Raw genomic sequence first — 19191 nt, 5'->3', positions numbered from 1 at the left:
GGTCTATTAGCAGACCCCGGCGTCATGCCCGCTATGCTCTGAGTGCATGGCTATAGCTTGCCCAATTGCCTTAGCTGTTTGCGATGGGCGATTATCTCATCCTGCACAAAGTCCCGAAATGCCGCTATCCGTTTGGAATGACGCAATTCTTCGGGGTAGGCGAGGTAAACCGGTACATCAGCACTTTCGATGTCTGACATGACGGGGACCAGATCCGGGAAGTCCTCAGTCACATAATCAGGAAGTACTCCGATACCCAGATCATGCAGCACGCCCTGAAGAACGCCGAAATAGTTGTTCACGGTCAGCAACGAGCCGGGATTGTATGTCATAAGGTGACGAACCATCGACGCGCTTGCCCCAACCTGAGGGGCTGCGGGCGTTTGGCAGATCAATCGGTGCTTGGAAATGTCTTCCAGCGTTTCAGGCGCCCCACCATGAGCATCCAAATAGCTGCGCGTTGCATAGAGCAGCATCTGCACTGTCATCAGACGTTTGCGCACGAGATCGGCCTGGCTGGGCTCTTTCATGCGGATGGCCACATCGGCTTCACGCATTGGCAGATCCAATACCCGCTCTTCAAGCATGAGGTCGATATTGAGGTCAGGATACTGTTCATAGAGCTTCGGTAGGCGCGGTGCGAGCCACAGCGTGCCGAACCCGAAGGTGGTGGTCACCCTCAGTACGCCAAAGACCTCATCTTCACTATCCCGGATACGCGCTGCAGCGGCATCCAGACGTTTCAGCATGGCCGTCGTGGCATCGAACAGCAATTCGCCTTGTTCTGTCAGAATCAGACCGCGTGCATGGCGGTGGAACAAGGTTGCATCGAGTGATTCTTCAAGCGCGCGGATCTGACGGCTCACTGCGGATTGAGATAAATTGAGCTTGTCTCCCGCGTGTGTGAGGCTGCCAGCGTCTGCAACCGCGTGAAATATTCTGAGCTTATCCCAATCCATCGCCGCAACTTTCGTTATCCTCGCGCAGCCCTATATGAAACAGGTAACAAATTCCACAATGAAACCCGGAAATCGTTACGGAATAGAGTAAAATCACTATACAGGTCAGTATTTATGACCTAATATGCACGAGAATAAAGCACACTAATCCGACGAGGGGAGACGTCAGATGAGTCAGCCGAAAATTTCACTCAACGACCGGTTCGACCTGTCCAAAAGCCCGGTTCTTTTGAACGGAACGCAGGCACTGGTGCGTTTGATGCTGATGCAAAAAGTACGAGACACTGCGGCGGAATTGAACACAGCGGGTCTGGTCACAGGCTATCGGGGGTCTCCGCTTGGGGCTGTAGACCTTCAGATGTCTCGTGCAGAAAAGCAACTTGCCGAAAAGGATGTCACCTTTCAATTCGGATTGAACGAAGATCTGGCCGCAACCGCATTATGGGGCAGCCAACAGGCGGGGCTGCGTGGCGACGGAAAATTCGATGGTGTTTTTGGGCTCTGGTATGGCAAGGGGCCGGGCGTAGATCGATCCGGTGATGTGATGCGCCATGCCAATATGGCGGGCACGGCGCAACATGGCGGTGTATTGATGGCCATGGGCGATGATCACACGGGTGAAAGCTCCACCGTTTTACATCAGTCGGAATGGTCACTGGTGGACATGTATATGCCCGTGGTCAGCCCGGCAGGTGTGCAAGAAATTCTGGACTATGGCATTTACGGATTCGCGCTCAGCCGGTTCGCCGGGGTCTGGGTCGGGCTGAAAACGATGAAAGACACGATCGAAGTGACTTCCGTCGTAGATGGCCGCCCTGACCGAATGCAGCTGGTCACCCCTCAATTCGATATGCCAGAGGGTGGGCTGAATATTCGGCTGGGTGATACGCCGCATCTGCAGGAAGCGCGCGTAATCGACCACAAGCGCTTTGCGGCAGAGGTCTTTTCGCACGCCAACAAGTTGGACAAGCGGGTCTGGGGAAAACCGGGCTCCAAGATTGGGTTTGTGGCGGCGGGTAAGAACTGGCTTGATCTGACTCATGCCATGTCGCTGCTGAACATCAACGCGGATGAGGCCGAACGGCTAGGCATTACCACCTATAAGATCGGTCAGACTTTCCCTTTGGATATGAAGGGCTTCCACGATTGGGCTGAGGGGCTGGATCTGATCGTGATCGTCGAGGAAAAGCGCAAGCTGATCGAAGTTCAGGTTAAAGAAGCGATCTTTGACGACCGTCGTGGGCGCCGTGTTTATGGCTGGTACAAAGGCGGCGCGGGGACGCTGCACCGCGAAGAACTGTTCCCGACCCGAGGGGCGCTTGACCCGATCATGATTGCCGAGAAGCTGGGTGAGATCCTAATCGAAGAGGGGCGCGATACAGATGGCGTTCGTGCCGGACTGGAGGCGCTGTCCGAAGCGCGCCGGGCTGACAATGCGCAGGAAATCGCGGCGCGTTTACCATACTTTTGTTCAGGATGTCCGCATAACAGTTCAACCAAGCTGCCTGATGGCAGCCGAGCCTATGCCGGGATTGGCTGTCACTACATGGTGCAGTGGATGGATCGCGAAACCACCGGTTTCACCCAGATGGGCGGCGAAGGGGCGAACTGGATTGGCGAGGCTCCGTTTTCGACCACACAACATGTTTTCCAAAACCTCGGCGATGGCACCTATAACCATTCCGGCGTGCAGGCGATCCGGGCGGCACTGGCTGCGGGCACAAATATCACCTTTAAGATCCTCTATAACGACGCCGTTGCGATGACTGGAGGTCAGGAGAACGAAGGTGGGCTAAGTGCCGAACGCATCGTCGCCGAGGTCCGCGCGATGGGTGTCAGCAACGTCGCTGTCGTTTACGACGAAAAAGAAGACGTGAATTTTGGTGCGTTGCCTTCGGGTGTTGATACGTTCGAGCGTTCAAAACTGATGCAGGTTCAGGAAAAATTCCGCGAAATCGAGGGTGTATCGGTCATTGTTTATGTCCAGACCTGCGCAGCTGAAAAGCGCAGGAGACGCAAGCGCGGCACGTTCCCCGACCCCGATAAGCGAGTGTTCATAAATACCGATATCTGTGAGGGTTGCGGAGATTGCGGCGTTCAGTCGAACTGCGTTTCCATCGTACCGAAAGAGACCGAACTTGGCCGCAAGCGTGCGATTGATCAGTCAAGCTGCAACAAGGATTTTTCCTGCTTGAATGGGTTCTGCCCGTCTTTTGTAACCGTTGAAGGGGCGAAAATCCGCAAAGAGGCGACGACCGACCTCGACTTGCCCGACCTACCGGACCCCGTTTTGCCACAGATCAACGGCACCCATAATGTCGTGATCACCGGCGTTGGTGGCACAGGCGTTGTCACCATCGGGGCGGTTCTGGCGCAAGCCGCACAAATCGACGGCAAGGGTGCCGGTATGATGGAAATGGCCGGCCTCGCACAGAAGGGTGGCGCCGTACATATCCATTGCCGTCTGGCCAACCGGCCCGAAGATATCAGCGCGATCCGTGTTGCCACTGGCGAGGCGCATGCTCTGATCGGCGGTGATCTGGTGGTATCGGCCGGGGCCAAGACGCTTGGCCTCACGCAAACCGGCCAGACCGGCGCCGTTGTGAACAGTCATGAGATTATCACCGGTGACTTCACGCGCGATACAGAATTCACAATCCCCAGCGATCAATTGCAGCTTGCGCTGCAGGCGCGGTTGAAAGATGGGGTGTCCCTTTTCGATGCCACCGATCTGGCGCGAGCCGTGATGGGCGACTCGATCTATTCCAATATGATGGTCTTTGGCGCAGCCTGGCAGCGTGGTCTGCTACCGATCAGTCACCAAGCGATAATGGGTGCTATTGAGTTGAATGGTGCGGCGGTCGAGCGCAACAAACGCGCCTTTGAAGTTGGTCGCTGGGCGGTGACCCACCCCGACGACGTGGCTAATATTTTGCGCCCCAACGTGGAAGAGTTGCCAAAGACCCTCGATCAAGTGATCGATTTCCGCGCTGCGCACCTGATCGACTATCAGAATAAGCGGTTGGCGAAACGTTATCGCAAGCTCGTCGACAGCGTTGAAGATCAACACGTTCGTGAGGCTATTGCCAAAGGCTACCATAAGCTTTTGTCATATAAGGATGAATATGAAGTCGCCCGATTGCTGCTCGACAGTCGCCAGAAGGCGGAGGCCGAGTTTGATGGTGACTTTAAGATGACCTTCCATCTTGCGCCGCCAACCCTGGGGACGAAGGGCGACAATGGACGCCCGGCCAAGAAAGCGTTCGGAGCGTGGTTTCTTGGTCCGTTGAAGGTTCTAGCCAAGCTGAAAGGTTTGCGCGGCACTCCGCTGGATATCTTTGGCTACACGACAGAGCGCAAAATGGAGCGTGCTCTGATCCGCCAGTATGAAAAGGACATGAAAGAGGTTTTGCCCAGTCTGACGCCCGAAACCAGTGATGCGATCGCGGCCCTTGCGGCTCTGCCATTGGACATTCGCGGTTTCGGTCCGGTTTTGGTCGCCAATGAGGCTAAGGCTGCGAAACGGCGCGAGGAATTGTTGGCTGTTATTCGCGCTGGCGGGCCTCAGATGAAAGCTGCGGCAGAGTGAGGCTTTACAAGCTTGTCATCAAACCTATGCAAAATGTCTACCCGGCCTTATCTAAGCGGCAGCAAACCGGAGTAGCCTATGCCCTCGCGCCATCACGTCGCTCGTGACATCTCTTACGCCCATTCCGCAGAAACGCGGAGCGGGCGTATAGTGATCAAGCTGATGGAAAACACGACCGGTCGTCTGCGTCTTATCCGCCGCGCTGACGGGTATGAGCAGGAGGTCGCACAGGGGCGTGATTTTTGGTCCGTAATGGTGGATCGATATGGGCTGACATTAGACGTGGTTGGCGGTGCGTTGTCGAACATCCCAAAAGATGGGCCATTGATCCTGATTGCGAACCATCCTTACGGCATTCTAGACGGGCTAATGATGGGACACATCCTGTCTCAGACTCGGACAGACTTTCGCATTCTCGCCAATCATGTTTTTCGCAAAGCTGAAGACCTGAACAGCATCGTGCTGCCAATTTCGTTTGATGCCACAAAAGATGCGATGAAGCTGAATCTTGCGACCCGCAAAACCGCTCTGAACTACCTAAGCGATGGTGGTGCAATCGGGATCTTCCCGGGTGGCACAGTTAGCACTGCGGCCAAGCCATTTTCTCATCCGATGGATCCGGGCTGGCGCGGATTCACAGCGCGGATGGTTGCCAAATCCAATGCGACCGTTGTGCCGGTTTTCTTCGATGGTCACACCTCGCGTTTGTTCCAGATTGCCAGCCATCTGCACAACACTCTGCGGATGGGGTTGCTGATCAAAGAGTTCAAGAAACGTGTCGATACCCCCGTCCGCGTGGTTGTAGGAGACCCCATTGGGCGAGACATTCTGGACCCGCTGGGCAAGGATACGCGCAAGATGATGGATTTCCTGCGCAAAGCCACGTATGAGCTGTCTCCAGAGCCATTGAAGTCTTATGACTATGGCTATGAATTCGAGGAACGGCATCGCGCCTGAAGGGGCAAATGGCAGTAGGTATCTTTGATTCCGGATTGGGTGGTTTGACCGTCCTGAACGCCGCGCAGAAACGTCTGCCCGACGTTGATTTCCTTTATTTCGCGGACAGCGCGCATGCGCCTTATGGTGTGCGCGATGCCGAGGATATCTTTAACCTGACACGAAACGCTGTGCAGGACCTTTGGGATCGCGGCTGCAATCTGGTGATTCTGGCCTGCAATACCGCAAGCGCCGCCGCCCTGCGTCGGATGCAAGAAGCGGGCGTGCCAGAAGGAAAGCGTGTACTGGGCGTATTTGTGCCTTTGATTGAGGCGCTGACTGAACGGCAATGGGGCGACAACTCTCCGCCGCGTGAGGTTCAGGTGCAGCATGTTGCGCTGTTTGCGACGCCCGCGACTGTGTCGAGCCGTGCGTTTCAGCGGGAGCTGGCGTTTCGGGCGATCGGGGTTGATGTCGAGGCGCAAGCCTGCGGCGGGGTGGTGGACGCCATCGAAGAGGGCGACATGATCTTGGCCGAGGCCTTGGTACGCAGCCATGTGGATGCTCTGAAGCGCAAGATGCCGGAACCGCAAGCAGCCATTCTGGGCTGTACGCATTACCCGCTGATGGCAGAGACGTTTCAGCAGGCGCTCGGACCGGATGTGAAAGTCTATAGCCAGGGTGATCTGGTTGCGGAAAGCCTTGCAGACTACTTGCAACGGCATCCGAATATGCTGGGTGAGGGCACCGATGGCTTCCTGACAACGGGTAAGCCGGGCGTTGTGACGGATCGCGCGACTCAGTTCCTCCGACGACAAATCACCTTTGAAGCCGCCTGACCTAGGTCAAGGACGGCGCTTTTCCGATTCCGTAATTCGTTGACCGTCACAGCGGCGGTCACCCCATGTGACACATGAATGAAAGAGGTCTGACATGACCCACAAAATCGCAATTCTTGGCGCTTCTGGTTACACCGGCGCGGAACTCGTGCGGCTGATCGCCGGGCATCCGAGTATGGAAATCAAAGCTCTGGCCGCCGAGCGGAAGGCTGGACAGACAATGGCGCAGGTATTTCCGCATCTGCGCCATATGGATTTGCCGGCGCTTTGCAAGATTTCCGAGATCGACTTTAGCCAAATCGACCTGTGTTTCTGCGCTCTGCCGCACAAGACCAGTCAGGAAGTCATTCGCGAACTGCCCAACACCTTGAAAATTGTTGACCTGTCAGCAGATTTTCGACTTCGCGATGGCGACGAATACAAGAAGTGGTATGGGAATTCACATGCCGCGCTTGGGCATCAGGAAGAGGCGGTTTATGGTCTGACCGAGTTCTACCGTGACGAAATCCGCGGCGCTCGGCTGGTTGCCGGGACCGGATGCAATGCCGCGACGGGTCAGTATGTGCTGCGTCCGCTGATATCGGCGGGTGTGATTGATCTGGATGACATTATTCTGGACCTGAAATGCGCGGTCTCGGGCGCAGGTCGGGCGCTGAAAGAGAATCTATTGCACGCAGAACTCAGTGAAGGGGCGAACGCATATGCCGTTGGCGGGACGCACCGGCATCTGGGCGAGTTTGATCAGGAATTCACGGAACTGGCTGGAAGAACCGTGCATGTGCAGTTCACACCGCACCTGATCCCAGCCAACCGGGGTATTCTGGCCACAACCTATGTAAAGGGTGACCCGCAGAGCGTGTATGAGACACTTCAATCGGCCTATGAAGCCGAGCCCTTTATTGAGATGCTGCCATTTGGCGAGACGCCCTCAACCCACCATGTGCGGGGGTCGAACTTCTGCCATATCGGTGTCGTTGGAGATCGGATCGAACGCCGTGCAATCGTGGTGGCAGCATTGGATAACCTGACAAAAGGTAGCAGCGGGCAAGCCTTGCAGAACGCCAACCTGATGTTAGGTGAGGATGAAACCCTGGGTCTGATGATGGCCCCCTTGTTCCCGTGAGGACGGTATGAAAACGCTTAAGAAACGTCGTCGTGTACAAGTCATTCTAGTGGCTGTTGCGGCCCTGATACTGGCGACGGGTCTGATCGGATATGCGATGCGTGATGGCATCAACTTTTTCCGCTCACCCAGTCAGGTGATTGCAGAACCGCCGAAACCGACCGAGGTGTTCCGTATCGGTGGATTGGTCGAAGAAGGTTCGATCATTCGCGGGCAGGGTGAGACTGTGCATTTCGTCGTGACCGACGGCGGTGAAAGCGTAAAGGTCGCTTTTACCGGTGTTCTGCCTGATCTGTTCTCGGAAAATCAGGGTATGGTGGGCACCGGAAGTTATGTGAATGGAGTCTTTGAAGCCACTGAAATCCTTGCGAAACACGATGAAACCTACATGCCCAAAGAGGTTGTGGACGCATTAAAAGAGCAAGGCGTTTATCAGGAATCAGGCGATAGCTGAATGCAGCATCGCTGAATGCCATTGGCGTTAAAATTTCTAAACAGAAGAAGCGGGGCGTTGCGTGCTAAGGTAGGCAGCGCCCTTTGTTTTGCAGTGGTGTTAACGAAATTGTCCGACCGTTTACCAAAGTTTGGCAGAGGGGGCGGCAATGCGGACAGTGCGGCAGATTGCAAAAGGGATCGTGGCGCGGGAAGGTGGTTTTGTGGATGATCCCGATGATCCCGGTGGTGCCACGAAATACGGTGTGACGATCCATACCATGCGCCGATTGGGTCTCGATCTGGACCGAGATGGTTCGGTGACGCAACAAGACGTGCGCATGCTTAGCAAAGCGCAGGCCGTCGATATTTTTCTGGAACACTATTTTGAGAAACCACGCCTTCAGGTGCTGCCGGAAGCCGTACAGGCATCCGTGTTCGACATGTACGTCAATGCAGGAGCTCAAGCGGTGAAAATCCTGCAGAACCTGCTGTGGCAGATGGAGTATGACATTACGGTTGACGGGGTCATCGGCCCTCAGACTGCGCAGGCGAGCCGCGAGGCGGCTAGTCCAAAGCCTCTGGTGTTTCGCGATGCCTATGGGGTCGCAAGACGAAACTATTACTTCCGTTTAGCAGACCGGCGGATCGCTCTTCGCAAATATGCCAGAAATCGCGCGGGCGGCAAAGGCGGATGGATCAAGCGTGCCGAAGAGTTTTTATCGCCCAAGTATCATCTGAGCGAGGACGCGTTTCAGAAAAGGGTTTCAGGATGGGTTTGATCTCGGGTTTGTTGGCGCTCTTGTTTGGCGGAGGTCGCAATGTGGTTCGCGAAACTGCGGAAGTGTTTCGCGAAAATGTAGAAAGCGGTGCCGAGCGTTCTGTCGAACTGCGCGGTGCGGCCATGGCGCAATTCGGCACTGAATTCCAAGCTCCAAGCAAAACCAGGTTTGATCGATTCATGGATGGGCTGAATCGCCTTCCGCGACCGGCGCTGGCTTTGGGAACATTGGGTTTGTTTCTGGCCGCCATGATCGATCCGCTGTGGTTCGCAGCACGTATGCAGGGAATTGCGCTGGTGCCAGAGCCACTGTGGTGGCTGTTAGGGGTGATCGTGTCGTTTTACTTTGGCGCGCGGCATCAGATCAAAGCGCAGGATTTTCAAAGAGAAATCAGCGCGACAATGCTGAGGACGCCTGAGGTGATCGCCAATCTTGAAACGATCCGCGGGTTGCGCGATGACAGTCCGGGTGTCGCCGATACTGGCTCGGACGCATCGTTGGCCGAAGCAGTCAACCAGCCGGATTCGAACCCTGCATTGGAGGACTGGAAGCGGCTACGAAAGACCTGAGGCGCGACATTATGTGCGGTGATCCGAGGCGAATGTGAATGGCACTTGCACCGGTGCCGCAGTATAAGCAGGCCATGATTACAGAACTCGGCCATTTCGCACTTATCTTAGCCTTCCTCGTTGCCATCGTCCAAACTGTGGTGCCGTTGATCGGGGCTGCCAACCGTTGGAACGGGTGGATGGTTTTCGCTGAACCGGCCGCCATCACGCAGTTCATCTTGGCCGCCTTTTCCTTTGGTGCGCTGGTCTGGGCGTTTACCACGTCTGACTTCTCGTTGCGGATCGTGGTCGAGAATAGCCATTCGGCAAAACCGATGCTCTACAAGATCACCGGGACCTGGGGAAACCATGAAGGTTCGATGCTGTTATGGGTCCTGATTGTAGCGATATTCGGCGCGATGGCCGCCATATTCGGCGCTGGCTTGCCTCCGACCTTAAAGGCGCGGGTGCTGGCCGTTCAGGCCGCGATCGGAGTGGCTTTCTATGCCTTTATCCTCTTCACATCGAACCCGTTTGACCGACTGCCTGTTCCTCCGTTCGATGGGCGGGACCTGAACCCGCTGCTGCAGGACCCCGGTTTGGCCTTCCATCCACCATTCCTGTATCTGGGCTATGTCGGCCTCAGCATGGCGTTCAGTTTTGCCGTTGCTGCATTGATCGAGGGCCGGGTGGACGCGGCTTGGGGGCGTTGGGTTCGACCTTGGACATTGGCGGCTTGGGTCTTCCTGACGATCGGTATCGCGCTTGGATCCTGGTGGGCCTACTACGAATTGGGCTGGGGCGGGTTCTGGTTCTGGGATCCTGTTGAGAACGCCAGCTTTATGCCTTGGCTACTGGCGGCCGCTCTATTGCATTCCTCCATCGTGGTGGAAAAACGCGAGGCGTTGAAAAGCTGGACGATCTTGCTTGCGATTATCGCGTTTGGGTTTTCTCTGATCGGGACCTTTATCGTGAGATCGGGGCTGCTGACTTCGGTCCATGCTTTTGCCAATGATCCTGAGCGTGGCGTATTTATCCTGTTCATCCTGATCATCTTTACCGGCGGTGCGTTGACCCTGTTTGCTGCACGCGCGCAGGCGATGGAGGCGAAGGGTGTCTTCGGAATGGTCAGCCGCGAAAGTGCTTTGGTTCTGAACAACATCTTGTTGGCAGTTAGCTGTTTTGTCGTATTCTTTGGCACAATGTGGCCAATGGTGGCCGAGATGGCGTTCGATAGAAAACTCTCGGTGGGCGCGCCGTTCTTCAATGCTGCATTTACACCATTCATGGTCGCCCTCGGAATCGTTCTTCCCGTCGGCGCAATGCTGCCTTGGAAGCGGGGCAAGCTAAGCCGGGCGGCATGGTCTTTGCGCTATGCATTTGTGCTGGCGGTCACGATCGCGATACTGGTCTGGGTGATGCAGACCGGACGCAGCGCATTGGGACCCGTGGGCTTGTTCCTGGGGGCGTGGATCACCTTCGGCGCCATCGTCGATCTTTGGAGCCGCACTGGCCGCAAAGGCAGTTTTGGACGCCTGTTTCGACTGCCCGGCGCAGACTGGGGTAAGGCGGTGGCGCATAGTGGTTTGGGTGTCACCATGTTTGCCATCGCAGGCCTAACCGCTTGGGAAGTGGAGGATATTCGTGTCGCTCAACCGGGTCAGCCTTTTGAAGTGGGACAGTTTACGTTGACGTTGCAAGATGTGCGTCAGGTACAGGGGCCGAACTATTTCTCAACCATGGCGGATGTGCTTGTTGAGAAGGACGGGCGCTATATCGCGACTCTTAACCCGGAAAAGCGCGACTACCCTGTGGCACGGATGCCGACAACTGAGGCTGCAATCGACTACCGCTTTCTGCGCGATCTATATGTTGTGATCGGGGATCAACAAGCTGATGGCGGCTGGGTGATGCGAACCTATATCAAACCTCTGGCCAACTGGATTTGGGGCGGATGTATCCTCATGGCTCTGGGCGGTGTGCTCAGCCTGTCGGATCGCCGTTTCCGTGTTGCAGCCGGTGCACGGAAAACGCCTGCAAGCGGGGTTCCTGCCGAATGAAGCGCCTGCTTGTTATCCTGCTGCTGATTGCATCCCCCATCATGGCTATTCAGCCGGATGAAGTGCTTGACGACCCGGCGCTCGAGACACGAGCGCGGGATATTAGTACCGGTCTGCGCTGCTTGGTGTGCAGGAACGAAAGCATTGACGAAAGCAATGCTGAACTTGCGCGTGATCTGCGTATCTTGGTGCGAGAACGTCTGGTTGCGGGGGATACTGATCAAGAGGTTGTGGACTTCATCGTTGATCGCTATGGCGAATATGTGCTGCTGAAACCTACCGCGACCGGCGCCAATCTGTTGTTATGGCTGTCGGCTCCTGTCATGCTGCTGATAGCGGCCGGCATGGGTTGGAACTTTTTGCGCAAGCGTGCGCAGCATCAGGAAGTAGCGCATTCAGAAGGCCTTAGTGAGGAAGAACAAGAGCGTCTGCGCCGAATTCTGGAAGACTGACGCGCGGTTCTTCTTTTCCTTTTTCCGCATTTGCGTCAGTGTTTTGCAGAACGCTGCGCAGCTGAGGTTTTGCATGGAATACGAAGCGGTCCTTCTGGACATTACTGATAATTTGGCGGTTTTGACATTGAACCGGCCGGATAAGATGAATGCGTTGACGACGCAGATGCGGGCCGAGATCACCTACGCAATGAAAGATGCCGCGCAACACGCCCGCGCGATTGTCCTGACGGGTGCTGGTTCTGCCTTTTGTTCAGGTCAGGATTTGGGTGACGCGTCGAGCACAGGAAAGATCGACCTCGAACGCGCGCTTCGCGACGAATATGAACCGATGCTTGAGGCTGTCTATGATTGCCCCGTGCCAACAATAGCGGCTGTTAACGGGCCTGCAGCGGGGGCGGGGGCCAACCTGGCGCTTTGTGCCGATGTGGTGATAGCAACCGAGAGTGCCTATTTTCTGCAAGCTTTCGCTCGGATCGGTCTGCTGCCTGATGCAGGCGGCACCTGGTTCATGCCGCGTCAGATGGGGTTTGCCAAAGCGATGGGTGCAGCGTTGTTTGCAGACAAGATCAGCGCGCGCCAGGCGGATGAATGGGGATTGATCTGGGAAGCGGTTGCGGATGATGAGTTCGACGCTCATTGGCGCAAGAGAGCTGCGTATTTGGCGAATGGTCCAACCTCCGGGTTTCGCGCGATCAAACAAGCGATCCGGGGAACTTACGATAGAACATTACCTCAGCAACTTGCAGCCGAAGCCCACTTGCAGGGCGAATGCGGACGTACCCGAGACTTTGCCGAAGGCGTCGTAGCCTTTCTGGAAAAGCGCCCTGCGAAATTCGAAGGGCGCTGATCATTCAATCAGGCCCGGCGGCGGCGACGAGTGCGCCGTTCGGGAACGGCCTCGTTCCCAGTGCCATCTGAGGCTGAGGTAAACGGACCAAGTGCCGATACGATCTGATCCAGGGTCAGGCGTTCGCCGCGCGGACCGTTATCTAACGCCTCGCGCATTTTGCGCAAATGCGCAGGCATAGTGCCACAGCAACCGCCAATGATCGTTGCACCTGCGTCGCGCGCCATGGCGGCGTACTGGCCCATCAGTTCGGGCGTTCCGTCATAATGGATATGACCGTCCACATATTTCGGGATCCCAGCGTTGCCCTTGGAAATCAGTGGACGTTCGTTTCCTTGGGCAGCGAACCCAAGCACCGTCCGCAGTATATCCGAGGCACCAGTGCCGCAATTCGCCCCGAACGCAACCGGAGGATTGGGCAGAGTTTCCACGATCATTGCCAGATCAGAAGATGTAACACCCATCATTGTGCGGCCAGCCGTGTCAAAACTCATGGTGCCGCACCACGGCATATCTGCCAGAGCGAACGCTTCTGCCGCAGCCCGGAATTCTTCCGGCGCGCTTATGGTCTCAAGCCACAGAACATCTGCGCCTCCAGCCTTTAGCGCTTCAGCCTGTTCATGAAACATCTCGACGGCTTCGGCGTGCGAAAGGCTGCCGACAGGTTCCATGATCTCGCCGGTCGGGCCAACAGAGCCGGCCACGATGATCGGGCGACCTGCCTTGTCAGCGACTTCGCGACCCAGTTCAGCGCCAGTACGGTTCAGCTCGGCCACGCGGTTCTGGGCGTCGTGTAACTTCAAACGCGCGGCTGTTCCACCAAATGTGTTTGTCAAAAACAGATCACTGCCGGCATCGACCGAGCCCTGATACAGAGCACGAATCTTGTCAGGCGCATCGACGTTCCACAATTCCGGCGCATCGCCTGATTGCAGGCCCATGTTGAACAGGTTCGTCCCGGTTGCGCCATCCGCCAGAATGACGTCAACGGTTTCCAGAAGGTTGCTGAGCGCGTTTGTCATTGGAGTATTCCAAAATTGGGGCCACAGCCCGTCAAAATATGAGACGCCCCGTGTCTCATGACCGGGGCGTCAAATCAAATTCATAAAACTCATGAAGATCATGAGTTTTGCAGCTCAGGCATCAGGACTCGGCTTCTGCCATCACCTGCTCTTTGGCTTCGACCAGAAGTTCGACCATCTTCTCGCGGATTTTAGCCTCATCCGCGAGATCACCGAGGTACCCTTTGACCGCCTCGACAACATCGTCTTCGCTGACATTTTGCAGGTCGGTGTGGACAAGTTCCTGCCCGTATTTACGCGCCTGTTCCACAGTCTCGCCTTTCAGCGCCGAGGCCCATACAGCCATAAATCGATTGCGGCGCATCCGGGCGATGAACTGCATCTTTTCGTCATGAGCGAATTTGTTTTCAAACGCGGCTTCACGTTCGTCGAATGTGGTCATTGGTTGGGGACCTCTTGGGTTAGATGTTCTTTTCTGATGATATGACTATACGACGCCCTGTGCGCAAGGTATTTGCGCTGCGTCAAAGCCTCTCGGGGTTGCGAACTTGCGGGAAAGCGGGGCTTGCACTATGAGGGCGCCAACGTGAAGGGACTCATTCCCTTTCCCCAGACTGGAAAGGTCGCTCATGGCGCGTCGCAAGAAGATTTACGAAGGTAAAGCCAAGATCCTGTATGAAGGTCCCGAGCCGGGCACCATCGTGCAGTACTTCAAGGATGACGCCACAGCTTTCAACGCCGAGAAGAAAGATGTGATCGATGGAAAGGGCGTTCTGAACAACCGGTTGAGCGAATTCTTCATGACCGGTCTGGCCCAGATCGGAGTTCCGACGCACTTCATTCGCCGTCTGAACATGCGGGAGCAACTTGTGCGGAATTGTGAGATTATTCCACTGGAAGTGATCGTCCGCAACTATGCCGCCGGATCGATGTCCAAACGCCTCGGTATCGCCGAGGGTACTCAACTGCCGCGCCCGATTGTTGAATACTGCTACAAGGACGATGCGCTGGGTGATCCGCTGGTGACCGAAGAGCACATTGCGGCATTCGGCTGGGCGAGCCAGCAGGATATGGACGATATCCTGAGCCTTGCACTGCGCGTTAATGATTTCATGAGCGGCGTGATGCTGGCGGTTGGTATTCGTCTGGTCGATTTCAAAATCGAGATCGGGCGCGTGTTCGAAGGCGATTTCCAACGACTGATCATTGCGGACGAAATCAGCCCCGACAGCTGCCGTCTATGGGATATCGAAACCGGTCAGAAGCTGGACAAGGATGTGTTCCGCCGTGATCTGGGTAGTCTGACTGATGCATATTCTGAGGTCGCCCGCCGTCTTGGCGTTCTGCCCAAAAGCAATGTCACAAAGCCAACGCTGATCAACTGATCCTGTCTCATATCGACAGGGTTGTCCGACAAGCCCAAGCGGGGTATCCCGCGCCCAACGAAACGGATCGATGCGCGGTCCATCAGTGGAGTTCTCGAAAATGAAAGCACGTGTGCATGTGATGCTCAAGAACGGGGTTCTGGACCCGCAGGGCGAGGCTGTGCGTCACGCATTGGGTGCGATGGGCTTTGATCAGGTCGAAGGTGTCCGTCAGGGCAAGGTGATCGATCTGGAATTGGCCGACGGCTCGACCGAAGAGGACGTAACCAAGATGTGCGAAAAGCTGTTGGCCAATACGGTCATCGAACGCTTTGAGATCGAACTGCTCTAAGTTTTTCTGACCTAGGAGGGTCCGCCATGCGCGCAGCCGTCATCGTTTTCCCCGGTTCCAACTGCGATCGTGATCTTGCCGTTGCTTTCGAGCAGGCCGGTTTTTCCGTCGATATGGTCTGGCACAAGGATGCCGCGCTGCCCGAGGGCATAGATATTGTCGGTGTTCCGGGTGGGTTTTCCTATGGTGACTATCTGCGCTGCGGCGCGATTGCGGCCCAATCGCCCATTTGCAAAGCGCTGGCCGCGCATACCGAGCGTGGTGGCTATGCCGTCGGTATCTGCAACGGTTTTCAGGTTCTGACCGAAACAGGAATTCTGCCTGGCGCGCTGTTGCGCAACGCCGGTCTGAAATACATCTGCAAAACGATCGGACTGAAGGTCGAAACCAGCGATAGCGCCTTTACTGAATGGTACAATGCCGGGGATGTGATCGATATCCCGATTGCGCATCACGATGGCAATTATTTCGCAGACGATGAGACCTTGGCCGAGTTGAAGGATCAGGATCGCATTGCCTTCACATATGCCGAAAATCCCAATGGTTCGCGTGACGATATTGCAGGGATTTTATCGCACAACCGGCGCGTGTTAGGCATGATGCCCCACCCAGAACGAGCGGCGGATTCAGGCCACGGAGGCACTGACGGGACGGCGCTCTTCCGCGCATTGGCCGGGGTGCTGACGCCCGCGTGACTTGAGGTCATCAGTCGGGACGCGTAGCGTCAGTACATGAGCGCGGAAGATCAAGCAAACAGCAAAGGGTTTCTGAACCGGTTTCGCGGCGCGCCTATGGGCTGGCGGCTGCGTCTTGCCGTGTTTTTGTTGCTGCTTGCTACCGTCGCCACAGTGTGGATCACCAACAGTCTGCTAACAAGTCGCTTCACCGAATCGACCAGAAACCGGGCCGAACTGCGGTTAGCCTTGTATTCCGGCAACCTGCTGAGTGAGTTGCGACGCAACGCCATCGTGCCGCAGTTGCTTGCCCGTGACCCCACCCTGATTTCGGCCCTGCAATCCAGCGATTACACGTTGTCGAGCCAGCGCCTGATCTCTTTCGTTGAAGAAATCGGGGCGGCCTCACTGGTTTTGCTGGATGGGGATGGCCTGACACGTGCTGCAACCGACCGGAACCGGTTGCAGGAAAGCCACCGGAACTCGCCTTACTTCATCGATGCAATTCGATCGAATGCCACTATATTCTCGGTCATTCCACGTGAGTCCGGCGGTTACAGCTTTGTGTACTCACGGCGAATCGAGGCGAATGCAGAGATCCTTGGCGTGATCGTAGTCGAAGTTGATTTGCAGAAATTTGAACGCGCCTGGGCTGGTATTTCTGACGCGGTGATGGTCACAGACAGCACTGGTACGATCATCCTCTCGACCGAGCCTCAGTGGCGAGGTCTGGATGAAAGCGGTGCCATGTTGCGCCAACCCCCTCAGAACGCGATCCAGCGCGCAATCCGGGCCACAACCGATTGGAGCGCTTTGCCCCCCGATGCCTATCTTCAGGGCGAGGCTGTGATGCGGATGGAGACCCGCATTCCGTTCCGGGGCTGGCAAATGACTTCGTTCACCACCTATTCATCGATCCGCGAGCGGGTGAACAGCGTTCTGGCGCTTGAGATCATGGCATTTGCGATTCTTCTGGCGCTGACCTTCTATGCGCTCAGCCGCAGAGCAACGTTGCGCATGACCTTGTTCCAGCGCGAGTCGGCGGAGCTTCGCGCATTGAACGTAAGGCTGCAGCGGGAAATCGCTGAGCGTGAACGTGTTGAAAAGACGCTGGAAGTTGCCGAACAAACCCTTGCCCAGAGCTCAAAACTGGCAGCACTTGGAGAGATGTCTGCGGCAGTCAGTCACGAGTTAAATCAACCTCTGGCTGCGATGAAAACTTATCTGGCCGGCGCGCGTCTGCTTTTGCGTCGAAACCGACCCGAAGAGGCGTTAGCCAGCTTTGGGCGGATCGACGGATTGATCGAGCGGATGGGAGCGATCACGCGCCAACTCAAATCCTATGCGCGCAAAGGTGCAGATGCGTTTTCGCCAGTAAATCTTGGCGAAGCGCTGGCCTCGTCCCTGTCGATGATGGAACCGCAGCTGCGTCAGCGGCATGTGAAGATAACCCAGATTTTGCCCGAAGAACCTGTTATAGTGATGGGTGATCGGATGCGGATCGAACAGGTTATGGTCAATCTCTTGCGCAATGCGCTGGATGCGACCAAGTCTGTGGATGAGCCGGATGTCGAGATCATTCTCGCTGCAGGTGAAACTGCGGTACTGACCGTGCGGGACAATGGCCACGGGATCGAGGATATCGAAAACCTGTTCGAGCCGTTTTATACAACCAAACGCCCGGGGGACGGCGTTGGTCTGGGGCTTGCCATCTCGTCCGGGATCGTGAACGACCATGGCGGACGGCTGACCGCGCGCAACGGCCAACAGGGTGGCGCGGTGTTTGAGATGCAATTGCCCATATTGGGAAGCGACGGCCTTGAGGCCGCGGAATAGAGGAAGTGACTATGGCACAGGCCATGAAAATCGCCATCGTGGATGATGAACAGGACATGCGCCAGTCGATCAGCCAGTGGCTGGCTTTGTCGGGGTACGACACCGAAACCTTTTCAAGCGCCGAGGATGCGCTCAAGGTCTTGGGGCCAGAATACCCCGGGATCGTGATTTCTGACATCAAGATGCCGGGAATGGATGGCATTCAACTGCTGAAAAAGCTGATGGGGGCCGATAGCACGCTACCGGTGATCATGATCACGGGACATGGCGACGTGCCAATGGCCGTAGAGGCGATGCGTGTCGGGGCGTTCGATTTCCTTGAAAAGCCGTTTAATCCCGATCGCATGTCCGAACTGGCCAAACGCGCCAGCAATGCGCGTCGTCTGACGCTTGACAACCGAGCCCTGCGGCGTGAGCTGTCTGGCGGTACGCAGATCATGAACAAGCTGATCGGTGCCAGCCCCGTCATGGAGCGGTTGCGTGAAGATATTCTGGATCTGGGACAGGCGGATGGTCATGTCCTGATCGATGGGGAAACCGGAACCGGAAAGACTTTGGTGGCGCATGCATTGCACGCGGTTGGTAGCCGGGCGGGTAAGAAATTCGTCCTGGTTTCTTGCGCAGCACTTGAGGAAGAAGCGCTGTCGAAACGCCTGTTTGGCCCGATGTTGCCCGAGGACACGCAGTTGCCCGCCATCGAAGAGGCCCGCGGCGGTACGCTGGTTCTTGAGGATGTCGAAGCCCTGAGTGATACGCTGCAGGCCCGTCTATTGAGCGTTATGAATGAGCAGGGCACCCCTGCAGAAACGCGGATCGTTGCGATTTCGAACCTGCAGGAAGCGGGCAAAACCTCAGAAGATGTATTGCGTCCCGATCTGTTCTATCGGTTGGCGGCGCTGCGCATCACCATGCCTCCGCTGCGACAGCGGGGTGAGGACATCCTGACGCTGTTCACCCGTCTGAGCGAACAGTTCGCAGAGGAATATGGCTGCGACGCGCCTCAGGTCAGTGCGCAGGAAGCGGCTCAGCTGCTTCAGGCCCCGTGGCCCGGGAATGTGAGGCAGTTGATCAACATTGCTGAGCGTGCGGTGCTGCAGTCGCGGCGCGGGTCGGGGACAATTGCTTCGCTGCTGATGTCGGATCACGAAGAGATGCAGCCAGTGATGACAACTGAAGGCAAGCCGCTGAAGGAATATGTTGAAGCCTTCGAGCGGATGCTGATCGACAATACGATGCGCCGTCACAAGGGATCGATCGCCTCGGTGATGGAAGAACTCTGCCTGCCACGCCGGACACTGAACGAAAAGATGGCGAAGTACGGGTTGCAGCGTTCGGACTACCTGTGAAGGTGGAGGAGGGGGCTGGCCCCCCTC

At 56.3% G+C, this 19191-nt stretch carries 18 protein-coding genes; 15 read left to right on the top strand and 3 right to left on the bottom strand.

Annotated features, from left to right (window positions below):
• Positions 1–50 precede the first annotated feature (50 nt).
• The gene (locus tag ACR0AU_RS03725) at positions 51–959 is read right to left on the bottom strand and encodes a LysR family transcriptional regulator (protein ID WP_170393176.1); all 909 of its coding nucleotides are present in this window, start codon (positions 957–959) and stop codon (positions 51–53) included.
• A 169-nt stretch (positions 960–1128) separates the two neighbouring features.
• Here ACR0AU_RS03725 and ACR0AU_RS03720 point away from each other — a divergent pair, with 169 nt between their 5' ends.
• The 10 genes from ACR0AU_RS03720 (at position 1129) to ACR0AU_RS03675 (ending at position 12570) form a co-directional block, all read left to right on the top strand.
• Positions 1129–4548: an indolepyruvate ferredoxin oxidoreductase family protein gene (locus ACR0AU_RS03720; protein ID WP_170732101.1), complete on the top strand. Its 3420-nt coding sequence runs from the start codon at positions 1129–1131 to the stop codon at positions 4546–4548.
• Between the two features lie 78 nt (positions 4549–4626).
• Positions 4627–5505, top strand: a complete 879-nt coding sequence (locus ACR0AU_RS03715; RefSeq protein WP_170393174.1) for a lysophospholipid acyltransferase family protein — start codon at positions 4627–4629, stop codon at positions 5503–5505.
• 8 nt (positions 5506–5513) lie between these two features.
• A complete protein-coding gene (gene murI, locus ACR0AU_RS03710) occupies positions 5514–6323 on the top strand; it encodes a glutamate racemase (RefSeq protein ID WP_170405556.1) in 810 nt (269 codons plus the stop codon).
• Positions 6324–6417: 94 nt separating this feature from the next.
• Positions 6418–7446: an N-acetyl-gamma-glutamyl-phosphate reductase gene (argC, locus tag ACR0AU_RS03705; protein WP_170732103.1), complete on the top strand. Its 1029-nt coding sequence runs from the start codon at positions 6418–6420 to the stop codon at positions 7444–7446.
• A 7-nt stretch (positions 7447–7453) separates the two neighbouring features.
• Positions 7454–7900 (top strand): cytochrome c maturation protein CcmE, encoded by a 447-nt coding sequence (gene ccmE, locus ACR0AU_RS03700; RefSeq protein ID WP_170405562.1) that lies wholly within the window; start codon positions 7454–7456, stop codon positions 7898–7900.
• A gap of 148 nt (positions 7901–8048) precedes the next feature.
• Positions 8049–8660, top strand: a complete 612-nt coding sequence (locus tag ACR0AU_RS03695; protein ID WP_170732105.1) for a holin-associated N-acetylmuramidase — start codon at positions 8049–8051, stop codon at positions 8658–8660.
• Positions 8651–9229: a holin family protein gene (locus ACR0AU_RS03690; protein WP_170732107.1), complete on the top strand. Its 579-nt coding sequence runs from the start codon at positions 8651–8653 to the stop codon at positions 9227–9229. Before ACR0AU_RS03695 ends, ACR0AU_RS03690 begins: the two co-directional genes overlap by 10 nt.
• 74 nt (positions 9230–9303) lie before the next feature.
• Positions 9304–11268, top strand: coding sequence for a heme lyase CcmF/NrfE family subunit (locus tag ACR0AU_RS03685; protein ID WP_170563485.1), 1965 nt, complete (start codon positions 9304–9306; stop codon positions 11266–11268).
• Entirely contained in the window at positions 11265–11720 is a 456-nt protein-coding gene (locus tag ACR0AU_RS03680; protein ID WP_170405571.1) for a cytochrome c-type biogenesis protein, read from the top strand. The genes ACR0AU_RS03685 and ACR0AU_RS03680 overlap by 4 nt, the downstream gene beginning before the upstream one ends.
• Positions 11721–11793: 73 nt before the next feature.
• Positions 11794–12570 carry an enoyl-CoA hydratase-related protein gene (locus ACR0AU_RS03675; protein WP_170732109.1) on the top strand — a complete coding sequence of 259 codons (777 nt, stop codon included), beginning with the start codon at positions 11794–11796 and terminating at the stop codon, positions 12568–12570.
• Between the two features lie 8 nt (positions 12571–12578).
• On the opposite strand, the gene bmt is transcribed toward ACR0AU_RS03675, so the two are convergent.
• Complete coding sequence (bmt, locus tag ACR0AU_RS03670) at positions 12579–13592, bottom strand: betaine--homocysteine S-methyltransferase (protein WP_480795277.1); 1014 nt, start codon at positions 13590–13592, stop codon at positions 12579–12581.
• 121 nt (positions 13593–13713) lie between these two features.
• Positions 13714–14034, bottom strand: a complete 321-nt coding sequence (locus tag ACR0AU_RS03665; protein ID WP_170393165.1) for a DUF1476 domain-containing protein — start codon at positions 14032–14034, stop codon at positions 13714–13716.
• Positions 14035–14221: 187 nt separating this feature from the next.
• On the opposite strand from ACR0AU_RS03665, the gene purC reads away from it, so the two are divergent.
• The 5 genes from purC to ACR0AU_RS03640 all read left to right on the top strand — a co-directional run bounded on the left by purC (position 14222) and on the right by ACR0AU_RS03640 (position 19164).
• Complete coding sequence (gene purC / locus ACR0AU_RS03660) at positions 14222–14977, top strand: phosphoribosylaminoimidazolesuccinocarboxamide synthase (RefSeq protein WP_170393164.1); 756 nt, start codon at positions 14222–14224, stop codon at positions 14975–14977.
• A gap of 100 nt (positions 14978–15077) precedes the next feature.
• Complete coding sequence (purS, locus tag ACR0AU_RS03655) at positions 15078–15308, top strand: phosphoribosylformylglycinamidine synthase subunit PurS (RefSeq protein ID WP_170610508.1); 231 nt, start codon at positions 15078–15080, stop codon at positions 15306–15308.
• Positions 15309–15334: 26 nt separating this feature from the next.
• The gene (purQ, locus tag ACR0AU_RS03650) at positions 15335–16003 is read left to right on the top strand and encodes a phosphoribosylformylglycinamidine synthase subunit PurQ (RefSeq protein ID WP_170732113.1); all 669 of its coding nucleotides are present in this window, start codon (positions 15335–15337) and stop codon (positions 16001–16003) included.
• 36 nt (positions 16004–16039) lie between these two features.
• Positions 16040–17818, top strand: a complete 1779-nt coding sequence (locus ACR0AU_RS03645) for a sensor histidine kinase (protein WP_480438519.1) — start codon at positions 16040–16042, stop codon at positions 17816–17818.
• Positions 17819–17829: 11 nt separating this feature from the next.
• Positions 17830–19164, top strand: a complete 1335-nt coding sequence (locus ACR0AU_RS03640; RefSeq protein ID WP_170393162.1) for a sigma-54-dependent transcriptional regulator — start codon at positions 17830–17832, stop codon at positions 19162–19164.
• The last annotated feature ends 27 nt before the right edge of the window (positions 19165–19191 follow it).

Source organism: Ruegeria sp. CG1, from assembly GCF_056537265.1.
This window is presented reverse-complemented; position numbering and strand designations above follow the sequence as displayed.